Genomic DNA, 18,940 nt, shown 5'->3' with positions numbered 1-18,940 from the left:
ATGGAGGAGAGCATAATAGATCAAATTAAGCGCCGCTGCCAATAAAATTGGCAGCGGTTTTCATGTCATTAGCCGATGACAGGAACTTGATCACATTCCCGATTTATTCCGGCGAACAGAAAGGTGTTTTTGTCGTAGTTGGGGCGCAATCCAAGGCTTCGCTGTTTTGCATTAATATTACGGAAAGTATCAAATTAACCCTAAATAAATCTCATCCGTAGCCATATATTCTGTCATTTTCATTACTTTCCAGTCTCAATTGTAACCATTACGCAGATGGGTAATTGTGAGTAATGGTTATAAATAACCTGAATTCGTGACTTACCAATCCTAATATTTCCGGCCCTTTTCTGCTTAGAAACGAATTACAACATATCAATATTAAAGCTATTATTATTTCCCAACTTCCTACAGTAAGCCCCACATTTATGGACAGTCCTACCAAAACTGCATCAAAAGGTGAAGTTCCAAGGTCTGATTGTATAGTGAAAGAAATACCAAGGGATAATAATAAAATTCCTAATACATAAAAAACATATTTCACTTTATTCTCTTTATCATTATTTTTTTGTTGCAAATGCAACAAAGATATACTAAATTAAATTTATACCGCTTTTATTGAATTTGCAACAAAAATATGTACTAAGGAGCTAATTATGAAGGAAATCCTTCGTGAAATTGGAATGATAGCAAGGGCATTAGATTCAATAAGTAATATAGAATTTAAAGAATATGACCTTACAAAAGGGCAGTATTTGTACCTTGTGCGAATATGTGAAAACCCAGGAATCATTCAAGAAAAGTTAGCTGAGATGATAAAAGTAGATAGAACAACAGCAGCTCGTGCTATTAAAAAACTTGAAATTAATGGATTTATTGAAAAGAAAGACGATACACATAACAAAAAAATAAAAAAACTTTTTCCTACAGAGAAAGGGAAAAATGTTTATCCTTTTATAAAAAGAGAAAATGATTATTCCAATAGCGTTGCATTAGAGGGGTTTTCCGAAAGAGAAGTAAAAACCATTTTCAATCTTCTTCAAAGAATAAGAAAAAATATAGAAAGAGACTGGGAATTTGTAAAAAAGGGAAACGAGAGAAATTATTGATTATATAAAAGGAGCGACATAATTAAATGACTATAAATATACAAAAGTGTACCCTTGAAGATTCACGCAAACTTAAAGAAATTAGTTATGAAACATTTAATGAGACATTTAAGGATCAGAATTCACCCGAAAATATGAATGCCTATTTGGAAAGGGCGTTTAACTTAAAACAATTAGAAAAAGAATTATCCAATAATTTTTCGCAATTCTTTTTTGTTTATTTTAATAATGAAGTTGCTGGATATTTAAAGGTCAACACCAATGATGCTCAGTCTGAAGAAATGGATCATGAATCACTTGAAATCGAGAGGATTTATATTAAAAGCAAATTTCAAAAACATGGGCTTGGCAAATATCTGCTAAATAAAGTTATGGAAATTGCGATGGAACGTGATAAAAAGATAATCTGGCTAGGCGTATGGGAAAAAAATGAAAATGCTATCGCTTTTTATAAGAAAATGGGGTTTGTTCAAACAGGAGCCCATTCTTTCAATATGGGTGATGAAGTACAAATAGATTTTATAATGACCAAAACACTCATATAACATCTCTCTGGAATTATCAAGCTGGCGAACGTTAGTTCATCAGTGATCCCGGGAGCAATTTGCAGCCGCGGCAGTTGCTCCTTCTGTCATTAAGCAGTTTTGTTATAAGAGCAAACGAGGAGGAGAAAACCATGTATATTCCTTCGCACTTTCAAATTGAAGATATAAAAGACACTTACGACGTTATAAAAGGACAAAGGATTTGGCGTTAATCATTACGCTCCCATGAAAATTAACTCCATTTTCATCATCTGTGGTGCGGCGCTTGCGCTGCATGTATGGCTCCCTCGGTATGATTTGATTTACTCACGCAAGCTCGTGTATTCGCAGGATTTCACTCGCCTTGAGATTTGGTTGGTGAATGAAGAGAGCCAGGTTTGCTAAGATGTACGGTCAGAAGGCGTGCGGGAATAGAGGAGGGAGTAGTCCCACCCAATTTGTTCCACTTGCTGCACGTATTCTCCACGATACCCCTAGCGATTTTCACTCCCATGTCTCAACGGGTCAAATGCCCTTTCATTCCTTCGTTACACCTATCTAAGGGGTGGAGGTCGGTCTTTCTAACGGAACGGGTCGGAGCCCGTTTGCGTAACATCTACCGATACTCCGTGCTTTCTTTGTAATCCTGCGAATAAACCAACTTGCGTGAGTTGTTATTAAGCTGCAATGCAAAGACTTTACTTGGGTGAAGAGGAAACAGTCGAAGCGTCGCTAGTACACCCTTGCAAGTTAAGATTTTAAAGAATTGTCTAAGTTCAGGGAAAACAATGTCGACCCATCGATGGATCTGATTCACAGCACTTACAAGCCGTTTAACAACGGTTTCTCGGTTTGCCATAAGGACCCGCAATTCTTCGTATTCTGTGGAATGGAAACGGACAGGAGAATAGTAGCCGTTCTTCACCATGTCTGCGATAACTAGAGCATCCTTTTTGTCACTTTTGGATCGTGTATTGTCACGGTTTTCTTTGTTCTTCTTAACCAGGTGAGGGTTAACAAGCACAGCTTCAATCCCTCTGTCTTTAAGCCAACGAGCAAGGCTGAGCCAACACGGAGACAAGCAGCCCGGAAAACACAAAAGATCCGACGGCCGCTGTGGAGAAGACGAAATTGAAATTCTGGACGTTCGGCCGGCATGACTTGGATTACATCAAGGAGAAGGTTGAAGAGTTCAACAATACAAACAAGGACAACATTGAAGTGGAATTGGTATCCATGTCCGAAAACTTCAAGCAGTCCTATGAGATGGCTGTAGCCAGCGGTCAAGCACCGGATATTTTCATTCCAGATGGCTCTCTCTTCTTGGAGTTTGCGAAGCGCGGCTACTTTGAACCTCTTGACGATAACATGAGCTCGGAGATGAGGCAGCAATATGAGCCCGTATTGGTGGAGAATCTCATGTTTGGAACCAAGTTCCTTTTTTGTGATAATCAATTAGTTTTTGCTATTTAAATTTAAGGCTTATATATTTATCTACATATTCGTTAAATGTATTATAGGAATTAGAAATCTCTTTTAATTTAGTACTCTCGTTGTCAGGCATATAGAATTCTGGTGGAATCGGTAATGAACCCAGAGTACTTAGTTCGGATTTTAAAGGCTCTTCTTCAGAATAATACTGTAAAGAAAGAAATATTGGATAAGTGAAAGGAGTTTCTCCTCGATACATCTTAGCTACTTCTGAGAATAGCTCTGCAACTGTTTGTGGAGTATCAGGGAATTCTTGTAATGCTCTCTCACCAGCTCCCCTGCCGTCAGTTGTATAAGAGCCAACTAATTCTTTGAAAGCCTCCCATAGCCTCTCGTCCTCAGGAATATCTCTATCCCCAATTGTTTGTTCGAAACCTACAACCGTTTCTTTTTGCGCCACGTTACAATTAGTGATTAGAATTGTCACTGTGATAAATAAAAATAAAACAACTGTACGAAAACCTTTTTCTCTTTAACAATAATTTCCCTCCTAGTTATTTAAATAATCCCAATGACCTTTGTTAATCTCTTATGAAAAAAGTCGGTAATGCCTTTTTGAAACGATTATTCAAAGTATTATGTTGCAATTTTTTATAGAGGCGGTAAGTAATTTACATCTGAAATTATAGAGGTTTTCTCTGTGTCTATCTATGCGAAGCGCTGTGGCCGCTATGGGACTTGAATTCGAAGCAGGGTCGAGGCTGCTGGTGCCGGGGGAAGATAACCAACCGGCACTTGCCGGATGGGACTCAATCCTGATACGTCGGATACGAACTTAAATGGTCAAATCCATAGCATTCCCAATTTGTTTGTGGCGGACAACAGCGTAGTCCGTCTTACCGGCCCGGCGAATCCGACTTTAACAACGGTTGCTTTGGCGATTCGCACGGCTGATTATTTGATTGCTCAACATACGGCATCAGAGTAGGAAATACCGGTAACGAGCGTAAGGGATGCGTTTGCTGACACATCACTTACGCTCGTTTTTCCGCTCTTCATCATGTCAATAATGGTCATTATACAAGGAAAGGGATCAACCCGATACACAGGATATTTGAGAAGCGATAAAGTGGGGCATGTACATAAAGCAGAGCGGAAACTTTGGAGGAACAGGCCAGGCGGTCACAGCTTTTCGACGAATTCGACTTTACTCAAGCTATCTGGCTAATAGAAGAGAAATTGTTTCTAGTTTCAAAATCTCTATATTGAATAAAATATAGAAAAACGGATATTAATAATGTTATCAGAATGAATGGGGGTTGGGTGATGAGCAATAAAAAAGAGATTTTAGGGATTGGTAAGGTTACTGGTAAAGGAATTTTATATGAAGAGCTTTATTATTCTTGCGATTTTGCAATTAAAGAAAAATGGTTTGAAAAAATCAATTTATTAAACATTACCGAGGTTTCAATTGTATCTTGTTCCAACATTAAGAATCAAATTGAAATGATTTTACCTGGAAATAATGAAAAAGTTGTTGTATGCAGGGCCATTCATAAGAACATTACCCCAGATGAAGATTTAGTGAGGTATTACACGAGAATACAAGAATTGAAGTTTGAAACAAATAAAATACAGAAAAAGAAAAATCAAAATGAAATATTTTATTGAATTCATAAATCGGAGTTCCGATAAATATATTTTATTTTAAAAAATTCAGATAAAACCGCGGTATATGGTACCTAAAATTGCTGAGGTGATTACAATCTTATCATTGACCATTAGAAAGAAAATTAGAGTTGGCGAATCATTACATAGCTTTCTGCTTCGAAGCGCCAAAGCAAATGGGATTGGCTTCTTTAATCTGATTAATCTAGTTCAAAAGAACAAAAAATATAATTTACATAGGGGTGACGTTCATCGGCTTAATTATTGTCCAAGTAATATTTTAGAGCTGAAAGGAATTAAAGGTATAAGTAGTTCTACACTCCTTGATATTGAGCAAGCAAGTTTTAATAATGTTCTTAGCGCTCTGAAGGGTAATAGCAAAAAAGAGAACAGTAAGTTCTTAAATGATATGTTTAACGAATATTTGCATTTCTGTCCAGATTGTTATAAAGATGATCTGCAAAATAAATTAATCTGGGAAGTACTTGATATTGAAATATGTGTAAAGCATAAAAAAAAATTGCAAACAAGCTGCTGTTATTGTAATAAGCATATCTATTATAAAGATATTTTACAAGTTGGTATTTGTCCCTACTGTAATGAAGATTTAAGTAAACAAAATAGTAAAGGTTTAGTGTTGGAATGTCCAATTTTATTGTATCAACAGACTTGGTTGTACAGAAATTGGACGTATCTAATTAATTATTCGACGGCAAACCCACTTCGATCTAATGAAATTGCTCTACGGCTCCTTTATGTTTTGAATAATTTTTATATCGATTTATGTAAACAAACGATACGTGACAAAATATCTGAATTAACGTTTCTTCATTATCTTCATTATGCAAGAGGTACTAACAAAAAAGGAACCGTTCATCTAAGAACCATTTTATCTATATTATTTAACGCTAAATTGGATGTTGATCAATATTTTGAAATGGTTTTACCAGAAAAATTTATTAGATCAGTCACACATACCAATAGAATCAAGGCTAGTCATTACTGTATTGCACCTTGGTGTAGTAGCTATATGCAGGACAAGTCGATCATTACAACACTTGCAAAGAGTAATAAAGTAAGAGGGGAAATAATGAAAAGAAATTTAGTATGTAAATCATGTGGTTGCGAGTATGCAATAAATAGTAATAATTTTGTAGTTGAAAGAACTAACTTTATTAAGGGATATGATACTCTAAACAAAAGGGATATCACTAAATTGACTTGGCCAGAAAGAGAGAAAATTATGGGTTTAAAAAAAGGAAGAATAAGAAGAGTTTTAGCTTATTTTAGTTCCCGAAATCTCTTTATACAGCAAACGATACTGTTAAATTGTAAGTTAGATGATAGAAAAACTAAATTATTTATTCAGGCAATTCAGCATGGGGAATCGATTCATAATATTCAACACTGGAAATGCTGGATAAATGATGATGAGTACATTTTACATAGGTATCATCCAGAGACAATAGTTGCCTTGTGTGAAATGTATTATTCTGGAACAAAAGTGAACGAAGGATCTAATGAACTCCATGCACAAGTAGTAACAATTTGTAAGAAGTTATCTAGTAACGATCAGATTATTACTTTATCTGCAGTATCCAAAGCGATGGGGTTGAGTGTAACTTCGATTCATAATAAAGGTTATTCTACAATAGTGGGAAAATATAAAAAGGAACAACAAATTTTCCTGAATCAAGAGCGAAAAGATAAAATTATCAAAACTATTGATGAATTGTCTGTAACTCTACCAAAGGGGATCGCTTACTCAGAAGATATATATGTAAGATTGGGGGTATGTAGAGTTACATTGAAAAAAATTGATCCTCAATTATGCATCAAAATTGATAGTTTTAGAAAGGAATGGAATAAAAAATATCTAGAAATGAACAAGGAAGGATGATATAGAGGAAATGTCAAATCCCTTTGTAAATACTGGTTATTAATCAATTCCATTGAATTAATCGGATATTCAAGATTATGATTGTGTTTTGAACAAATACAAAAAGGCCCGAATGGGCCTAGATATACGGTGACAAATCGGTCGATTGAAAATTAAAAACTTATAGCCTATAAATATTATTCTCCAAATAAATAAGTTGGATACAATCTTAATACTTCTCAAGTGTATCACCTCTCCACATTAATTTAGTATCAGTTGCAGTTTCAGCCTGATATATAACATTATCAATCGCATCTCTCATGCTACTCATAAATAAATCAATCTGTTTAATTATTATTGTACGTTCGTTATGGTTTAATAAATAATCTTTAAAAGTGATTGAATATGATGATCGAAGTAATTTTATTAAATCAAATGATAATTGTTCTTTTGGTGGAAATTGAAAAATGTCTTCACTGATATTATTCGAGTTTAAAATATCTATTCGATCCGACATATCCAATTGGTCATTGAAAATATCATCAGTTCTTCCTAACAAAAAATCAGTTGTGGTATGAAATAAAAGGGCTAATTTAGTTAAATCACTATGAACTGGGACACTATAATCACGCTCCCAGTTAGATATCACTTGAGTTGAAACATTTAGGCGCCTTGCCAATTCTTGCTGAGTCCATTTCTGTTCTTTCCTAAAAGACTTTATTCTGTATCCAGTTCCTGACATATTGTTTACCTCCTAGTTAATTCTTATCACTAATTGGTTTATTATATAAAACCAATGTGATGTTGTAAAATTGCTTGACGAAAATTATTTTTCGTGTTTATATAACGTAAGTGTTTATTTTTTATAACGGATTATTTTAGTTTTGATAAAATTTAATAAGGGAGTGGATTGATTTGGATTGGAGTACGAATGATTGGTTGAATGAGGACGAGCTATTTTATCCTAAACGAAGCGTGGATAATAAGAATAGTTGGCATCGACCACACATTATAGGAGTATTCCCGAGTATCAAAATGAAAAGAGATATTGAGTTCCATTCTTTAAATGAGAGATTATTTTATTATCTTCTTGAGTTGGATAAAGAAGTGATTCGTTACTATGTACAACCAATAGAAGTCGAAATGGAAACTCTTGACCCTGAAGGACAGAAGCATGTATGGAATCATGTTCCAGATGTATTGGTTTACAAACAAGGCTATGCACCTCAATTGTTTCAAATTAAGGAATCACCGAAGGAACAGTCAAAGACAATCGACTTGTGTAATAGGAATTGCGAAGCATACTCTAGGAAGAAGAACTGGAGTTATAAAGTTATATATCCTAAACAGATGCCTGAAAAAGTTCAATCAAATTTAAATTTTCTAGTTGGATTTTTAAAGCCAAGAAAGACATATCACTTATGGTTACAGCAAGTACTTACAATAGTAGAGAATTCTGCAGAGTGTTCAATAATTACCTTAGCTAGGAGCTTTACGTCTCATATCGACTATCATGCTATTTTGCCTCTAGTTTATCACTTGATTGCGAACGGTTATCTTGAGGTGAACATTAATGAGCCCATCAACGAAAGGCAATATGTAAGAAGAGGTAGTATTATGAGCCAACTGAACCAATTTCATTCCTTACAGGAGGGAAATGAATGAAGCTAAATAAATTAAAAGAGAACATGGAGTTTCATCTGCAAGGTGTTAGACATCATGTAATTTCAATAGAACCTCCAAAAGTTTATGTGATTAAGGGAAGAGGAACTCAAGAAGAGGAATATGATTATTTTGAGATCATAAATGATCCCACTTTTTATTCCTTGGACGCAGTTGTAAAAAAAACGGTTGAAGAAAATAGTAAAAAACACGTCTCCCCTCTTGATACACTAACTCCAGAACAAAGAGCTATTGTTTCAATGAGAGGCGAAATGATAAAACCGATCTTACTTTTAGAAAAAATTAAAATCGGAGATCAAAAAGCTCAATTAAAATTCTTGGATCGTTATAAGCATTTAATTTTGAAAAATGAACGATTAGAAAATATCACTCAAGAAATGCTAATAAAGCGGATAGCAGCAATTTATCAAGTATCCGATAGAACTGTGTACAGAAGATTGGCCGACTTTAGAAAAGAAGAAACATCTCTACCCAATCAAGGTCTTACAGCATTAATTCCAAAGACATCAAAACAAAATTTATCTCGTAAGGACTGCTATCTACTTGAAATATGCCATCCAAAGAAAAAAGAGTTAGTTTTGGATGTAATTCGAATTAGATTACCTATAGAATGTCATTCAATAATTAAAGAAGTGATAGAAAATGAATATTTAACATTGAAAAATGACTCGGCAAAAGCAATCTTTGATGAAATTGAAGCAAAATGTCTTCTTCAAGGAATTATTCCGCCAGGTTACGATACGATCTATAAATTACTCAATAGGATAAATCCCGAGATACGTGCAAGAATGAGACAAGGTAAAACGGGGACAGAAATATACGATGAAGTAGAACGCGGGTTTTCCAACACGGAAGCGAAATATCCTTTACATATTGTTGAAATCGATCACACTCAGCTTGATTTAGATGTTATTGATGAAAAGACTGGTTTAGTTATTGGACGGCCATATATAACATTAGGAATTGATGTGTATAGTCGAAAAATTTGGTGCATGGAAGTTTCATTTGAACCCCCCTCAGCAGATAAAGTCAGAAGAGCTATTATGCATGGATTATTTTTTAAGGATGCAAAAAAAAGGTATAACACTCTTTTTGAGTGGGATGTGTATGGGATTCCAAGTGTTATATACATGGATAATGGACCTGAATTTAAAAATGCAGCGGTTAAACGAATGATAAACGAAACACTCCAATCTCATGTTCAATATAGACCGGTTAAGACCCCTAGATATGGTGGTACGATAGAGCGTTACGTTGGCACATTGAACTCTGAATTAATTCATCGCTTGTATGGGACTCGTAAGGGTAGCGTAAAAGAAAAAGGAGATTACGATTCTGAAAAAGAAGCGACTTTTACCCTTGATGATATTCGTGAGCTTTTAACGTACTATATTACGAATTATCACTATGAAGTTCATAAAGGACTGCCGCTGAGCTTTCCAACACCAGCAGCACGCTACTATTCGGGCCTAGAAATGGTTGGATTCCCGGAGTGGATAGACAGAGAAGAAGAAGAATTTTATAGAATGGAATTACTCCCTGTAATAACAAAGCCATATACTCGTGATGGTGTTCGATATGAAAATGTCATATATAAAAATACAACACATCATAAATTAGTTAGACCAAGGGAGTTCAAATACAACGTGAAATACGATTCGGATGACGTTTCAAAGTTGTATCTCCAAATACCTGAAACTGGTGAATATATTGTATTAAATGCTGAAAAGGGAATTTTTGATGAGATTGAAGGTGTAAATAGATTTACCTTTAAAAAAGTAATTGAATTATTGAGAGAAAAGGGAGAATTAATTTCTAAACAACTTCCTAATTCAGAAATGATAAAAACAGCAAAGGCGTTACTGTTCCAGAGAATCCAAGGCTTGGTGAAAACAAGAAGAAAAGCAAGACAGCAAGCAGAAAGAATGGGGTTGGAAATGGGAATAAACGTAACAGTCCCACCTAAACCGAGTAAGCCACGAACCGTACTGTCACTAAATGATATGTTCGATCAATTAAACGAATAGAGGTGCTTTAAATGAATCCAAACAATAACCGAGAACAAATAAATGAAGAAAGTTCTTTTGCTCAAAGGGTAGCGAATTTACATATTTCACACCCTAAAGTAAAAAAAGTCTTGGGGGTTTTAGAATCAATCAGAAGACACAATAATTTTCAAAAAGGTGAGAACTCTCCAAGACATCGTTTCATAGTTGGGTTATCCGGAGTAGGAAAGACCCAAATGATGAAAAGATATGCGAACAAAAATGCTGGTTATACTCATATTAATGAAGAAGGCGACGAAATCGATATTCGGCCTGTTGTTTTTGTTAATCTTCCAGATCCTTTTACCATTATGGAGCTTTATAGAAGTATTATACGAGCGTTAGATGCACCTCAACAATCTAGTAGGGCAAGTATAGGAGATGTAAAAGAGCAAGTTTTTACATTATTAAGGGCTCAAAAAGTTGAGATGCTTATCCTAGACGAAATGGATCACATTCTGACAACAAGATTCGTGTCAGAGGAGCAGGCCATGGGAGCTATAAAGCATATCACTAATGTAGGGAATGTGTCAGTGATTTGCGTTGGAACTCATGAAATTGAAAGATTACGCAAATTAGATTCTCAGCACTTTAGAAGACATCCTCCAACTATATTAGAGAGGTTCGTGGAATGTGATTTTGGATTTTATGATCTATTAGCCTCTATTGAAGAGCAAATAAAGCCGAAAGATCCAATTGGTTTTATCTTACTGAGAGATTCGATGGAAGTATGTGATGATAATCAAACCCAAGTTAAGAGTTTAAATCCAAATGAAGAAAAACTTCTAGGATCTGCAAAACAACTTGCTGATACATTACATCGAGGTACTTATGGTTTACTCGGGTATTTAACGCCAGTGCTCCAAGAAGCATATAGTTTGTTAAATGTATTTGAACTTGACTTTGACGAAAATACTCAAGATTTAAACTTGAAGAAAGTTTTAAAAGAAGCCTATCAAAATATTATAGGGGATGTTTCTGAACAAGAATTGAGTAAGATGATTACGAATTAATTCTATCCAAATTTGAAAACGCATAGTTCGGAAGGAAAGTTAAATAATGTGTGGTAAATTTACGATAAGACCTTCTATACAGAAATATGAGTCTCTTACTGGTTATTGTGAACGACTGTTTGCTAAAAATAGGTTCACCTATGAGCATATAAAAAGGGTCTCAGGATTATGGAAAAATATTGAGAGTAATTCATTTCATTTATTAGATCTTTATCCTGAGAAACTGCTTGATTTAGTAAAATTAGGTCAATTATCAAGTCTGGATTTAAATAAAATAAAGTGTATGACCTACATAAATGTGTTCGATGCATTTTCTAAATTCGCGGATAATAATGCTAAAATGAATAGAGCGGTTTCAAACCAAATAATTATAGAATGTAGAAAGTTTTGTCCGGAATGTTTGAAAATAGGTGTTTTACATCGCTTGTTTTGGCAGATAAAAGACATCAAAATTTGTGAAGTACATAAAATTCTCTTAGAAGATTCTTGTAACAATTGTGGTAATAAGCAACCTTATTTAAATAGTGAGATCAGTCGATCGTATTGCAATTTTTGCGGAATTAATCTAGGGAGATGCATTCTTAATAAGGTGATTCTTGATGATAAGTTTATTGACGATCAACAAATCATTATAGAAGATTGGATGTTTCTGATTTCTGGAGAAGCTAAGAAATCAAAACTTTTATTGGGCAGCGGTTTCGAATACTGTATTGCCTTGCTCTATGTTAATCAAGGTTGTCCTGAAATTTATAGCAAGGATTTGAATTCACTGGATGGATTCGAAGGTTCAAGAATGAATGTGTATTTAAAAAATAAAGGGAATTCAATTAATATTATTACACTTAGAAGAACATTTGAAATAATTAGGCCCCAAACTTCTCTTAGAACGTTTTTAAATATAGAAGTGCCAAATACGTTCAAAAACTCTTTGATGGAGAGTTTAAAACCTGTTCCAAAGAAAAAATTTTTAGCTCAAAGTTGCCTAAGCCCGTGGTGCAATCATTATCAATCTTCTCTAGGTATGAATGAAGTGCAAATGACACGGAAACGCAAATTGAAGGAGCTAAACTCCTTCAAAATCTTATTTAATTGTTCTGGATGCCACATCACCTTTGGATATGACGAAAACGATATGTGGCGAGATGTTATGGGGCATATCGAATTAGGCTATAATAAAATACTCCCATTACTTTTGTCAGGATACACTGTAAATAGGATAAGCAAAGAATTAAATGTGCATTACCTCAAAGTAGTTGAGGAAATTGAGTATTTTTCACAAAAACGATTAATACCAGCCGAGATAAATGAGAATTTTATTCCGCGTAGACAAGAAACAGATATTCTAAATAAATTCATGGATCTAGACCAACAAAATGGAACGATGATTAATAATGCCATGAAAACTTATGGGTGGACTCAAAAAGAATATTACTATTATTTTGCAATGAATGATGTGCAAGATTTTTTATTGTTTAATAGGGAAAGAAAAACGCATCAGAAGGATAAGTGGTTATTAAGAATTGAAGAAGTGTTAAATACACTTGCGCAACAACAAGAACGACCAATTACCTTTCGAGAAATAGCTTTCGAATTAGAAATATCCCCTTCAGCGTTAAGTAATTATAATATTAATGGACTCATAGAAATTTATAAATCTAAGCAAAATGAAGCATTGTATCCAAAATTATGTATGGATGCTGCACTGTATATTCAGAAACAACAGACTAAGCCTGGAATAAAAATGGGTGCTTTTTATAAAGATTTTGGTAAGACTGAAAAATGGATAAACTTAAACTTCCCACAATTTAAAGATTGGTTAGCTGAACAGAGATTGGTTCATCAACAACATTATATTGAATACCAAAATGAGATATTAAATAGGAAAGTTATTGAGATTGCTGAAGAAATAAGAGCGGAAGGTAAACGTCCCAACCTAGAAGAAATTGCTTTCGAACTTGGTTATAGAAAAAGATCAATGTTACAAAACCCAGTGATTCGGAAAGTTTTACTCGAATATTCGATTTTGTAGCAATCTCTATGACAAGGTAGATATGGGATCTTTCTGAGGGGATCTTAAAATGCGATCGTGAATCTGACAACGCTGTACTATGGCTAGTGGATTGTCATGCTGTCTTTCTAGGGCCACTACTAAAGCCTATGATTTCGCGATTAAACAGATCGACAAAGAGGCAGACATGCTGCCATTTGCCGGCAACACGCACGTACTTTAAATCGCTGACCACAACGGCATAAGGCTCGTTCTGAGTGAACTGGCGCTGTATATGGTTTTCCGTTGTGGACGCATTGGAGTCAGTCTTATACGGCTTGAATTGGGCAATGATGTACGTGGAGACTAGGCCATGTTTTTTCATGACTTGGCCGATTTTTCGCAGTGAGAGCTGAATGGATTCTTTCTTTAGTTCCACTTTGATTTTGCGTGTCCCGTAGTTGTTTAGGCTGTCCTTGAAGATCTTGAGAATGGCATCCTCTACGTGTTGTTCCTCTTTATCGGATGCAAGCTCCGGCTCGTAATAATAAGAGCTCCTCGGGATTTGTAGGACGCTGCACATTGCTGATACCGAGTATTTGTGGCATTGTTGCGAATCACATTTACTTTCGTCCCATGATCAGCGCGGCTTGCTTTAAAATGTCGTTCTGCATTTTCAGTCGCTGGTTTTCCTTACGCAAAGCAAGGAGTTCGTTATCTTCGGGGGTACGATTGGCTTCTCGGAAAACGAACCTGACCGCTCGCTTTGTTGAATCCAGCGGTCAAGAGCAGATGCAGTTAAGTCGTATTCCCGAACGATGTCGCCTCGTGCTTTACCGCCCTCGTAAAGTTGAACCATCTGACTCTTAAATTCAGCTGTAAACGTGCGCCTTCCTTGCGGCATTGTAGTTTCGCTCCTTGTCTGTTTTGCTCATTCTACTAGTATCTGTCCAACTTACTGTAGCCGATCCATATCGAGTATTTCACAGGGAAGGCTTCCTTTTACTATCCCAGAATCAATCATATTATTGGATGACTGTGGATACTTTAACAAAGAGACTCACCTTACATCTCTTTATATGGGTGATAGGATGAGCGATAGTATTATTACGAGGCTGATATTGATACAGCAAGAATTAGTAACTTGTATTTGTGTAATTGTACCTGATTTAAACAACACGGGGTATATTTTATTAAGACTGTTATCAATGAAAATAGACTAGGTGATGGATAACCTAGAAAATATAAAGAGGTTTCTTCCGAATTACTTTTCGGAGTTGAAAGTAAAGTGCAGTGGTGAACTGGGCAATATTATGGAATCATATAGAACGATTATCTCTAGTGAATGCAGAGATCTAAGAATATGCTTCATTATGATATTCATGGTGTTAATTTTTATGATTTTTTGTTGCAGAGGAAAAGTGAAAACGAGAATTATATTGATCTCATGGTAAATAAGATCCTATTTGACTTTGTGAATCCCATGAGTGTAATTCTCTCCGATTACTTTAATATTGCTGGTATAAAGAGTATGGGGGACATTGAGATGATATTGAATAGAATGAGAAATATTTTTTAGGATTAAATAAGTGACTTTGGTATAGGGAATTTGGATTTTTTTAATTGGCGATCTCTTCACAGGAGAGTAATAGGAATTGATCGCCACTTAAGGTGTCATAAATAGAAGTAATATTTATAGGTGCTTTTATGGAATAATGTCGCCCTTTAAAGCAATTCATTCTTTACTAAAGACCAATAATGTTCACCTAATACAGTAAGTTTGCAAGCTTTTGACTCCATTGCAGCATGATACATATGAGGAGCGTCCACAGGTATTAGTAGATTAATTCTATTATACTTTTGCAATATTGCGAATTTTTGAGTGTTTCCCTTTATCGGTGAGTCGCTGTCTGGTTCAAAGCTAGGGTCTAATGGAAATTGGTACCCTTTATCTGGGAAAAGTTCGATTATTTCATGAAGTTCTTGTAGGGCAATGGGTGGTTGTGTCTTTCGTAAGGCAACAAAACTCTTAACGTTAGTCTTAAAAATTGGTCGTTGTTGCCAAGGTCCTAATGATTGATCAATATGGGCGTAAACACTACCAGGAGTGATGTGACCTACTAAATTTGCAGCGCTACCATTAAGTGCGTCTACAAAAAGATTGGTGAACACTCCTGAACCGTTAGTTTCAACAGAATATTGATCTTTGCTTGAAGAAGTAAGGATAGTAATTCCCTCTTTTAATGTAGCTACATTAACTGAACGATCGAAGTCCCCTAATAATCCAGAATGGCATGCATCCAGAACAACAATTCTATTTCTAGCAGGTGAATCATTTGCAATTTTTAATATTTCGTTCATAGAAAGTCCATCATCGCCATCTGAGCAATCAGAGGTAACGAGGTATCCACCAAAATTGTCAATAAATCCATGGCCCGAATAGTATAAAAGTGCAACCTCAGAATCGTCTTTAAATAATTCTACAATTCCCTCACGTAATTGTTTTCGCGATAAGGGACTACTTTCTCCAGTTGCAGCAATCATAGCGACTGCAAAGTTTCTAGTGCCGTCACTGTGTCTCTCAAGAACTTGTTTAACAGAATAAGCATCATTTACACATCCATGCAACAGAGATACTTTTTCGTAGTAATCTATTCCTATGACAAGTGCCTTGCGCATTTTAAAGCCCCCAGCAAAAATTATAGTCTATCAATAAATCTTTTAATTTCTTCCCATGACCACTCAATGACTTTTATTCCCGATAATTCTTTCGGTAAAGCATAAACAGTGTCTTTTTGAATATGCATGCCTATGATAGGAACTCCTTCATCTACTGCACATTTGATTTCCCACAAAGCCCCACTAGCCAATGCAGTATTTTTGCTTAAAAGAGCTATTACACCATCGCAACCTTTAATTCTTGTCCTACAATTAGTCTTCCAGCTATTGTCCCAAGGTTGCTTCGCGGACATATCAGTATATTCAAAGGGTGACCTAGTATGAAGAGATTGCCCCTTTAATAGATCTCTATATCTGACGTCTTCAATGTAAGCGTCAAACCCAGCCCACCTTTAACGTCCAATCCATTCATGAGAAAATGAGCGTATCTAAATCAAGGAGGCTATCTCATGGACAAACACCAACGCTTGCAAGAATGGACCGCTAGAATCAAAGACTTGAAAACCAGCGGTTTGACCATGTCTGCCTGGTGCGAGGCGCACGGACACAGCATTCATCAATTAAAATACTGGCTCCGCAAAAGCAACCATTCCTCTTCCTCTGCATCCTCATCTGCGACTTGGCTTCCTCTTACCATTGCCAGCCCGTCAGCCGATCCATCCTCACCATCATCCTTCGTGGTTCGGGTCGGACACGCCGAAATTGAAGTCAGAGCAGGCTTTCATCCCGAGTTGCTTCGTGAAATCGTACGGGCATTGGAGCTGCCATGCTGACGCTGTCAAACATCGACCGCGTGTATTTGGCATGCGGCAGCACCGATCTCCGAAAGTCGATCGACGGCTTAGCTGCACTCGTTCAAGAAGGTTTTGGACTCGATCCCTTCTCTTCGTACCTGTTTGTGTTTTGTAATCGCGAACGAAGCAAGCTTAAGATTCTTTATTGGGAGCACAACGGCTTCTGGCTGTTTTATCGCCGTCTTGAGCGCGGTACGTTTCAGTGGCCAATCGGCAGCGGCGATCCGGTGACCGTCTCTAGCCGCGAGCTTCGTTGGCTGCTCGACGGACTTTCGCTAAGCCAGCGGCAAGCGCACCCGCAAGTCAAGGCAAACACGGTGATTTAAAGTAAATGTTTGCATTTTGCCATCTCTGGCAGCAGGATACAGAGCTCGTAATGCGAATAAATAGCGTATGGAAAAACAAACGAACATTAATCCCCTTACAATAGAAGAACTAGAACAGAAAACAGCCAAGCTGGAGCAACAAAATGCGGAATTGTCGACCAAACTTAAGTGGTACGAAGAGCAGTTCCGTCTTGCGCAGCAGAAGCGGTTCGGTGCCTCGAGTGAAAAGACGAATCCGGATCAACTGGAGCTGAATCTGTTTAATGAAGCTGAAGTGCTAGCGACGCCTGCCTCGCAGGAACCTGACATCGAGACGGTTACCTACAGTCGCAAGAAGTCTGCTGGCGGCCGCGAGGCTAAGCTAGATCATTTCCCTGTGGAAACGATCACTTATGTATTGCCTGAGGAGGAGCAAGTCTGTTCCTGCTGCGGAGGTGCCCTTCATGAGATGAGCACCGAGACGCGAAACGAAATCTCGGTCATCCCTGCAGAAGTGAAGGTGACGCGACATGTGCGTCAAGTGTATGCGTGCCGCCGCTGTGAGCGCGAAGAAATTCGAACGCCGATCGTAACGGCCCCGATGCCAATGCCTGTCTATCCGGGAAGTTTGGCTTCCCCGTCCATCATGGCGCATGTCATGAGCCAGAAGTATGTAGAAAGCCAGCCGCTGTACCGACAAGAGCAGCAGTTTGCTCGTTTGGGTCTGACGATCTCGCGGCAGACGCTCGCAAACTGGATGATCTACGGGGCAGATCAGTGGTTATCTCTGCTGACAGACCGGATGCATGAGCATTTGCTGAAGCAGGACATTCTGCATGCCGATGAAACGACGCTTCAAGTGCTTCGCGAGCCGGGCAAGTCGGCAGAATCCCAGTCCTATCTGTGGCTATATCGTACTGGTCGTATGGGTCCGCCGATCGTTTTGTACGACTACCGGCCATCGCGCGGTGGCGAGCATCCTCGGCATTTTTTGAAAGGATTCAGCGGCTATCTGCATGTGGACGGTTATCCCGGCTACCACAAGGTACAAGGCGTCAAGCTGGTTGGATGCTGGGCGCATGCGCGGCGAAAATTCGATGAGGCGCTAAAAGCACTGCCGTCCGGACAAGACAAAACCGAAACGGTCGCCCAGCAGGGCTTGCAATTTTGCAATCGGCTCTTCACCATTGAGCGTGAGCTGAAAGACAAGGCATCAAAGGATCGATATACCATTCGCCAGGAGCAAAGCCGCCCTGTATTGGATGCTTATTTGGCATGGCTGCGTCAGCAACGATCCCGCACGTTGCCGAGGAGCAAGCTTGGCGAAGCCATCGGTTACAGCTTGAACCAATGGGACAAATTAACCGCGTTCTTAGAGGACGGGCGGCTTGAGATCGATAATAATCGCAGTGAACGAGCGATTAAGCCTTTTGTGATTGGAAGAAAGAACTGGCTGTTTGCCAATACGCCTCGAGGTGCAAAGGCAAGCAGTATTATCTATAGCATGATGGAAACGGCGAAAGAAAACGAGTTGAATCCATTCAAATATCTGATGTATTTGTTCGAGCAACTTCCGCAGCTTCCAGATCCGAAAAATCCGGAAGCGCTGGACAAGCTGTTGCCTTGGTCAACATCACTACCGCTGACTTGCCGCGTATTTAAATCTTAATCCAGCTATCTTAGCCCTCATCATGATGAAAAGGTGTGGGGGCTATTTGACGCTTACTCTTCAATAGCAAAACTTACAAAAATTCTTTTATTTGTAGCCATTTCATTTCCTCCCAATAAATTTACTAGTATGTATATCTATCTCAATTTTACTT

Annotated in this window: 16 protein-coding genes and 6 pseudogenes; 13 read left to right on the top strand and 9 right to left on the bottom strand. The window is 37.4% G+C overall.

All coding sequences use genetic code 11. The features are described 5' to 3' along the window. Positions 1-319: 319 nt before the first annotated feature. Positions 320-544: pseudogene (locus BK126_RS29710) on the bottom strand (DUF6198 family protein); the annotation flags it as partial. Between the two features lie 112 nt (positions 545-656). Here BK126_RS29710 and BK126_RS04720 point away from each other — a divergent pair. After that, the gene (locus tag BK126_RS04720; protein WP_076311517.1) at positions 657-1,109 is read left to right on the top strand and encodes a MarR family winged helix-turn-helix transcriptional regulator; all 453 of its coding nucleotides are present in this window, start codon (positions 657-659) and stop codon (positions 1,107-1,109) included. A 26-nt stretch (positions 1,110-1,135) separates the two neighbouring features. Then, positions 1,136-1,654 (top strand): spermidine/spermine N(1)-acetyltransferase, encoded by a 519-nt coding sequence (gene paiA, locus BK126_RS04715; protein WP_076311516.1) that lies wholly within the window; start codon positions 1,136-1,138, stop codon positions 1,652-1,654. A gap of 688 nt (positions 1,655-2,342) precedes the next feature. On the opposite strand, the pseudogene BK126_RS04710 reads toward paiA, so the two are convergent. Continuing rightward, positions 2,343-2,702 (bottom strand): annotated as a pseudogene (locus tag BK126_RS04710) (IS110 family transposase); the annotation flags it as partial. Positions 2,703-2,764: 62 nt separating this feature from the next. Between BK126_RS04710 and BK126_RS04705 the strand changes: the two are divergent. Then, a complete protein-coding gene (locus BK126_RS04705; protein WP_076311515.1) occupies positions 2,765-3,106 on the top strand; it encodes an extracellular solute-binding protein in 342 nt (113 codons plus the stop codon). Here the strand turns inward: BK126_RS04705 and BK126_RS04700 are convergent. Then, positions 3,099-3,524, bottom strand: a complete 426-nt coding sequence (locus BK126_RS04700) for a hypothetical protein (RefSeq protein ID WP_143757671.1) — start codon at positions 3,522-3,524, stop codon at positions 3,099-3,101. The genes BK126_RS04705 and BK126_RS04700 overlap by 8 nt on opposite strands. Before the next feature lie 336 nt (positions 3,525-3,860). Here BK126_RS04700 and BK126_RS04695 point away from each other — a divergent pair. The 3 genes and pseudogenes from BK126_RS04695 to BK126_RS04685 form a co-directional block, all read left to right on the top strand. After that, positions 3,861-4,052: pseudogene (locus tag BK126_RS04695) on the top strand (GMC oxidoreductase); the annotation flags it as partial. A gap of 338 nt (positions 4,053-4,390) precedes the next feature. Continuing rightward, positions 4,391-4,735 carry a hypothetical protein gene (locus BK126_RS04690; protein ID WP_076311512.1) on the top strand — a complete coding sequence of 115 codons (345 nt, stop codon included), beginning with the start codon at positions 4,391-4,393 and terminating at the stop codon, positions 4,733-4,735. Between the two features lie 103 nt (positions 4,736-4,838). Continuing rightward, positions 4,839-6,632 carry a TniQ family protein gene (locus BK126_RS04685; protein WP_076311511.1) on the top strand — a complete coding sequence of 598 codons (1,794 nt, stop codon included), beginning with the start codon at positions 4,839-4,841 and terminating at the stop codon, positions 6,630-6,632. Between the two features lie 208 nt (positions 6,633-6,840). Here BK126_RS04685 and BK126_RS04680 read toward each other — a convergent pair whose 3' ends face one another. Continuing rightward, a complete protein-coding gene (locus BK126_RS04680; protein ID WP_076311510.1) occupies positions 6,841-7,353 on the bottom strand; it encodes a helix-turn-helix domain-containing protein in 513 nt (170 codons plus the stop codon). 173 nt (positions 7,354-7,526) lie between these two features. Here BK126_RS04680 and BK126_RS04675 point away from each other — a divergent pair, with 173 nt between their 5' ends. From BK126_RS04675 to BK126_RS04660, 4 genes are read left to right on the top strand one after another with little or no spacing between them, the layout of a single operon-like run. Beyond that, complete coding sequence (locus BK126_RS04675) at positions 7,527-8,276, top strand: PDDEXK family nuclease (RefSeq protein ID WP_076311509.1); 750 nt, start codon at positions 7,527-7,529, stop codon at positions 8,274-8,276. Then, positions 8,273-10,321, top strand: a complete 2,049-nt coding sequence (locus BK126_RS04670; RefSeq protein WP_076311508.1) for an integrase catalytic domain-containing protein — start codon at positions 8,273-8,275, stop codon at positions 10,319-10,321. Before BK126_RS04675 ends, BK126_RS04670 begins: the two co-directional genes overlap by 4 nt. A gap of 11 nt (positions 10,322-10,332) precedes the next feature. Next, complete coding sequence (locus tag BK126_RS04665) at positions 10,333-11,352, top strand: TniB family NTP-binding protein (RefSeq protein WP_076311507.1); 1,020 nt, start codon at positions 10,333-10,335, stop codon at positions 11,350-11,352. A 46-nt stretch (positions 11,353-11,398) separates the two neighbouring features. Then, positions 11,399-13,381, top strand: a complete 1,983-nt coding sequence (locus BK126_RS04660; RefSeq protein ID WP_076311506.1) for a TniQ family protein — start codon at positions 11,399-11,401, stop codon at positions 13,379-13,381. Positions 13,382-13,478: 97 nt separating this feature from the next. On the opposite strand, the pseudogene BK126_RS30335 reads toward BK126_RS04660, so the two are convergent. The 5 genes and pseudogenes from BK126_RS30335 to BK126_RS04635 form a co-directional block, all read right to left on the bottom strand. Further along, positions 13,479-13,592, bottom strand: a pseudogene (locus BK126_RS30335) (IS3-like element IS655 family transposase); the annotation flags it as partial. 117 nt (positions 13,593-13,709) lie between these two features. Continuing rightward, positions 13,710-13,904, bottom strand: a pseudogene (locus BK126_RS30330) (IS3 family transposase); the annotation flags it as partial. Continuing rightward, positions 13,877-14,243, bottom strand: a pseudogene (locus BK126_RS30325) (transposase); the annotation flags it as partial. The pseudogenes BK126_RS30330 and BK126_RS30325, both read right to left, overlap by 28 nt. Positions 14,244-15,064: 821 nt before the next feature. Then, the gene (locus BK126_RS04640) at positions 15,065-16,018 is read right to left on the bottom strand and encodes a caspase family protein (protein WP_076311503.1); all 954 of its coding nucleotides are present in this window, start codon (positions 16,016-16,018) and stop codon (positions 15,065-15,067) included. Positions 16,019-16,038: 20 nt separating this feature from the next. Further along, the gene (locus tag BK126_RS04635; RefSeq protein WP_076311502.1) at positions 16,039-16,386 is read right to left on the bottom strand and encodes a TIR domain-containing protein; all 348 of its coding nucleotides are present in this window, start codon (positions 16,384-16,386) and stop codon (positions 16,039-16,041) included. An 81-nt stretch (positions 16,387-16,467) separates the two neighbouring features. Here BK126_RS04635 and tnpA point away from each other — a divergent pair, with 81 nt between their 5' ends. The 3 genes from tnpA to tnpC all read left to right on the top strand — a co-directional run bounded on the left by tnpA (position 16,468) and on the right by tnpC (position 18,786). After that, on the top strand, positions 16,468-16,791 hold the full coding sequence (gene tnpA, locus BK126_RS04630; RefSeq protein ID WP_076311501.1) for an IS66 family insertion sequence element accessory protein TnpA: 324 nt from the start codon (positions 16,468-16,470) through the stop codon (positions 16,789-16,791). After that, entirely contained in the window at positions 16,785-17,138 is a 354-nt protein-coding gene (gene tnpB, locus BK126_RS04625; RefSeq protein WP_076311500.1) for an IS66 family insertion sequence element accessory protein TnpB, read from the top strand. Before tnpA ends, tnpB begins: the two co-directional genes overlap by 7 nt. A 67-nt stretch (positions 17,139-17,205) precedes the next feature. Beyond that, complete coding sequence (gene tnpC, locus BK126_RS04620) at positions 17,206-18,786, top strand: IS66 family transposase (RefSeq protein WP_076311499.1); 1,581 nt, start codon at positions 17,206-17,208, stop codon at positions 18,784-18,786. Positions 18,787-18,940 lie beyond the last annotated feature (154 nt).

Source organism: Paenibacillus sp. FSL H7-0326, assembly GCF_001955535.1.
Classification (GTDB): domain Bacteria; phylum Bacillota; class Bacilli; order Paenibacillales; family Paenibacillaceae; genus Paenibacillus; species Paenibacillus shunpengii.
Note: the sequence above shows the minus strand (reverse complement) of the source record. Positions and strands in the feature narration are given on the sequence as shown.

Bases quoted from the DNA above. Each gene is read 5' to 3' on its own strand.
- BK126_RS04720 (WP_076311517.1), top strand. From the start codon at position 657: ATGAAGGAAATCCTTCGTGAAATTGGAATGATAGCAAGGGCATTAGAT.
- paiA (WP_076311516.1), top strand. From the start codon at position 1,136: ATGACTATAAATATACAAAAGTGTACCCTTGAAGATTCACGCAAACTT.
- BK126_RS04690 (WP_076311512.1), top strand. From the start codon at position 4,391: ATGAGCAATAAAAAAGAGATTTTAGGGATTGGTAAGGTTACTGGTAAA.
- BK126_RS04680 (WP_076311510.1), bottom strand. From the start codon at position 7,353: ATGTCAGGAACTGGATACAGAATAAAGTCTTTTAGGAAAGAACAGAAA.
- BK126_RS04670 (WP_076311508.1), top strand. From the start codon at position 8,273: ATGAAGCTAAATAAATTAAAAGAGAACATGGAGTTTCATCTGCAAGGT.
- BK126_RS04665 (WP_076311507.1), top strand. From the start codon at position 10,333: ATGAATCCAAACAATAACCGAGAACAAATAAATGAAGAAAGTTCTTTT.
- BK126_RS04660 (WP_076311506.1), top strand. From the start codon at position 11,399: ATGTGTGGTAAATTTACGATAAGACCTTCTATACAGAAATATGAGTCT.
- BK126_RS04640 (WP_076311503.1), bottom strand. From the start codon at position 16,018: ATGCGCAAGGCACTTGTCATAGGAATAGATTACTACGAAAAAGTATCT.
- tnpA (WP_076311501.1), top strand. From the start codon at position 16,468: ATGGACAAACACCAACGCTTGCAAGAATGGACCGCTAGAATCAAAGAC.
- tnpB (WP_076311500.1), top strand. From the start codon at position 16,785: ATGCTGACGCTGTCAAACATCGACCGCGTGTATTTGGCATGCGGCAGC.
- tnpC (WP_076311499.1), top strand. From the start codon at position 17,206: ATGGAAAAACAAACGAACATTAATCCCCTTACAATAGAAGAACTAGAA.